Raw genomic sequence first — 3,686 nt, forward strand, 5'->3', positions numbered from 1 at the left:
GCCCGAGGTGATCCGGCTTGCCGACCGCGTGTTGGTCATGCGCGACGGCACCATCGCCGCCGAACTCGATAGGGCAAATCTCTCAGAACAGGCGATCGCGGCGCACGCCATCCCGCAAACGCAAACGCCGGCCGCACAGCCGGCAAGGCAGTAGGTGACGGATATGTCGGATGCCACTCTGGTGCGGTCCCAGGCCGAATTCCTGCGCGGTGTTTCCATGCGCGACGCCGGCACGCTGATCGGGCTTGTCGTGATCCTGGCCGTGTTCGGCGCGCTGGTGCCCGGCTTTTTCGCCGAGCGCAACCTGATCAACATCCTGCAGCAGTCGAGCATCAATGCCTGTCTGGCGCTGGGCATGACGCTGGTCATCATCTCCGGCGGCATCGACCTGTCGGTCGGGCCGACGGCAGCACTCTCGGCCGTCATCTCGGCCTCTATGATGGTCGCCGGCGTGCCGTTTCCGCTGGCCATCGCCGCCGGCTTCGCCATTGGTCTTGCCTGCGGCCTCGTCAACGGCGTGCTCGTCGCCCATGTTGGGCTGCAGCCCTTCATCGTCACGTTGGGAACGCTCAGCACCTATCGGGCACTGGCGCTGATCTACACCGGCGGCAATCCGGTCCTCGGCCTGCCCCCAGGCTTTCGCGCCGTCTTCAACGGTTCGCTGTTCGGACTGCCTCTGGCGGTCGTCATCGTCGCCTGCGTGGCTGTCGTCGCCTGGGTCGTTTTGAAGAAGACGCCCTTCGGCGAATATCTGCTCGCCGTCGGCGGCAACGAGGAGGCGGCCTACATCGCCGGCGTGCCGATTGCCCGCACCAAGATCGCCGCCTACATGATCTCAGGCCTGCTGGCGGCGCTTGCCGCGCAGATCCTGATCGGCCGGTTGGGCGCCGCCGAACCCATCCTCGGCAATCTCTGGGAGCTCGACGCCATCGCGGCTGCCGCCATCGGCGGCGCCTCGCTGATGGGCGGCAAGGGCAGCGTCGTCGGCACCATCCTGGGCGCCGTCATCCTCGGCGCCATGCGCAACGGTTTGACGCTGATGAACGTCCAGTCCTTCTATCAGCTTCTGGCAACTGGTCTTATAATCCTCGCCGCGATGCTTATCGATCGCGTGACGAGGGGGCGTGGATGACCTTGAGCGGGCTGGACCTGAAAGCGGTAGGACCGCGCATCCGCATGATGATGCCGCATCTCACTCCGCTGGAGGCGAAGGTGGTGGAAACCGTCTTCGGCCGGCGCGGCTTCGACGAGAGCATTCCGCTGAAGCAGATCGCCGAGGAATCCGGCGTGTCCGAGGCGATGGTGGTCAAGATCGCCAAGAAGCTCGGCTTTTCCGGCTATCGCGACTTCCGCACCGCCGTCTATGAGTACAGTCGCCTGCCGACCGCCGAGATGCACCAGGAACTGTCATCCGACGACAGTTCGGCCGAGATCGTGCAAAAAGTGTTCCGCACCTCCATCCAGGCGCTGGAGGAGACGCTGGCGATCCTCGACATCGAGGATTTCGACCGCGCCGCCGAGCTGCTCTTCCGTGCCAAGAACCGGGATTTCTATGGCGTCGGCGGCTCGGCGCAGATCGCGCGCGACGTTTCGCACAAATTCCTGCGCATCGGCATCCGCGCATCCGTCTACGACGATTCGCACATGATGCTGATGTCGGCCTCGCTGCTCGGCGGCGACGACATCGCCGTCGGCTTCTCGCATTCGGGCAACACGTCGGCCGTTATCGACGCCATTCAGTTGGCCCGCAAGAACGGTGCCCGCACGCTGGCCATCACCAATTACGACAACTCGCCCCTGGCCGCCGTCGCCGATATCGTTCTGTGCTCGACCGCGCAGGGTTCGCCGCTGATGGGCGAGAACGCAGCGGCCCGCATTGCCCAGCTCAACATTCTCGACGCGTTGTTCGTCGCGGTGGCGCAGCGCGACTATCAGGCGGCGGAGCGAAATCTCGGCCGCACTATGTCGGCGGTGACATCGAAACGAAAAGACCGGGGCTCATGACGACAACGCCGCTGGTGACCGTGTTCGGCAGCCTGCATTACGACATTATGGTCGACGCGCCCGACCGCCCGCGCAAGGGCGAGACGGTGACCGGCCATGCCTGGCACCCCAAATGCGGTGGCAAGGGCGGCAACCAGGCCGTCTCGGCGGCGCGAGCCGGTGTGTATGCGGCGATGATCGGCGCCGTCGGCGACGATGATTTCGGGCGGGCGTTGCTGGCCAATCTCGATCGCGCCAAGGTCGACCGCCGCTTCGTGCGGGTGGCCGCTGGCGCCGGCTCCGGCATGAGCGTGGCGATCTTCGACCAAGGCGGCGACTATGGCGCGGTGATCGTCTCGGGCAGCAATCTGGCACTGGGCCATGCCGACAGTGCCTCTGCTTCCGATGTGGTGGGACAGACGGCGGTGCTCCTGCTGCAGAACGAAGTGCCGGAAGCCGCCAACATTGCCGCCGCACGCGCAGTCAAGGCACGGGGCAGCCGCGTCGTGCTCAACGCGGCCCCCGCGCGCAAACTCTCCGAGGAGTTGATCGCCCTGGTCGACATATTGGTGGTCAACGCCATCGAGGCGGAATTCCTGGCTGGCACGGCAGTGGTCGAGACACTCGACGGGGCCGCGCAAGCCGCACGGCTATTGGCCGATCTCTATCCCGTGGCGATCGTCACGGCGGGCGGCGGAGGCGTCGCCTGTTGCGACCGGAGCGGCGAGGCCTTTGCGCTGTCCGCCATCCCGGTCAAGGTCGCCAGCACGCATGGCGCCGGCGATGAATTCGTTGGCGCGCTGGCCGCGGGACTTGCCCGTGGGCAGACCATGCGGGCGGCCATCACCGCCGCCAACGCGGCTTCGGCCTTGCTGGTCTCGACGCCAGAGGCCGAGCGCGACGGCATCTGACCGGCTGGTTTCCGTCTTGCCAGACCGCAGCAGCGGCCGCCTATCCTTGCGGCCTCGCGCGAATTCCGCTAAGGCGCGCCTTTGTCGCCGGGGAACACGGACTTGGACGATCAACGCGCCGACGTCGCCATCATCATGGGCAGCCAGTCCGACTGGGCGACGATGCGCCATGCCGCCGAAACGCTGGAAGCACTTGGCATCCCGCACAAGCGGCTCATCATCTCCGCGCATCGTACACCGGACCGGCTCTATGATTTCGCCAAGGGCGCCAAGGCGGCCGGTTACCAGGTGATCATCGCCGGCGCCGGCGGTGCAGCACACCTGCCCGGCATGACGGCGGCGATGACGCCATTGCCGGTGTTCGGCGTGCCGGTGGAATCGAAAGCGCTTTCCGGGCAGGATTCGCTGCTGTCCATCGTCCAGATGCCAGCCGGCATTCCCGTTGGAACGCTGGCCATAGGCAAGGCTGGGGCCGCCAACGCAGCCCTTTTGGCCGCCGCCGTGCTGGCCCTGAACGATGACAGCCTTGCCGTCCGTCTGGATGCCTGGCGCGCCGCGCAGACTGCCAAGGTCGCGGCTGAACCGACGGATACGCCGTGAGCCTGCCCGCCGGATCGACCATCGGTATCATTGGCGGCGGCCAGCTCGGCCGCATGCTGGCTGTTGCTGCCGCCCGTCTCGGCTACCGCACCGTGGTGCTGGAGCCGCAAGCGGATTGCCCGGCCGCACAGGTCGCCAACCGGCAGATAACAGCCGCCTATGACGACCCGGCCGCCCTTGCCGACCTGGCAG

General features: G+C 66.5%; 4 protein-coding genes and 1 pseudogene. All 5 read left to right on the forward strand.

What is annotated here, in order from left to right:
• Positions 1 to 163 precede the first annotated feature (163 nt).
• Complete coding sequence (locus tag EN879_RS27600) at positions 164 to 1,132, forward strand: ABC transporter permease (RefSeq protein ID WP_032899090.1); 969 nt, start codon at positions 164 to 166, stop codon at positions 1,130 to 1,132.
• Entirely contained in the window at positions 1,129 to 2,004 is an 876-nt protein-coding gene (locus EN879_RS27605; protein WP_013529211.1) for a MurR/RpiR family transcriptional regulator, read from the forward strand. Before EN879_RS27600 ends, EN879_RS27605 begins: the two co-directional genes overlap by 4 nt.
• The gene (locus tag EN879_RS27610; RefSeq protein WP_127274368.1) at positions 2,001 to 2,894 is read left to right on the forward strand and encodes a ribokinase; all 894 of its coding nucleotides are present in this window, start codon (positions 2,001 to 2,003) and stop codon (positions 2,892 to 2,894) included. The genes EN879_RS27605 and EN879_RS27610 overlap by 4 nt, the downstream gene beginning before the upstream one ends.
• Before the next feature lie 102 nt (positions 2,895 to 2,996).
• The gene (purE, locus tag EN879_RS27615) at positions 2,997 to 3,494 is read left to right on the forward strand and encodes a 5-(carboxyamino)imidazole ribonucleotide mutase (protein WP_063169171.1); all 498 of its coding nucleotides are present in this window, start codon (positions 2,997 to 2,999) and stop codon (positions 3,492 to 3,494) included.
• A pseudogene (locus EN879_RS27620) lies at positions 3,491 to 3,686 on the forward strand (5-(carboxyamino)imidazole ribonucleotide synthase); the annotation flags it as partial. The gene purE and the pseudogene EN879_RS27620, both read left to right, overlap by 4 nt.

Origin of the sequence: Mesorhizobium sp. M7A.F.Ca.AU.002.02.1.1, assembly GCF_003998535.1 — a bacterium.
Classification (GTDB): domain Bacteria; phylum Pseudomonadota; class Alphaproteobacteria; order Rhizobiales; family Rhizobiaceae; genus Mesorhizobium; species Mesorhizobium ciceri.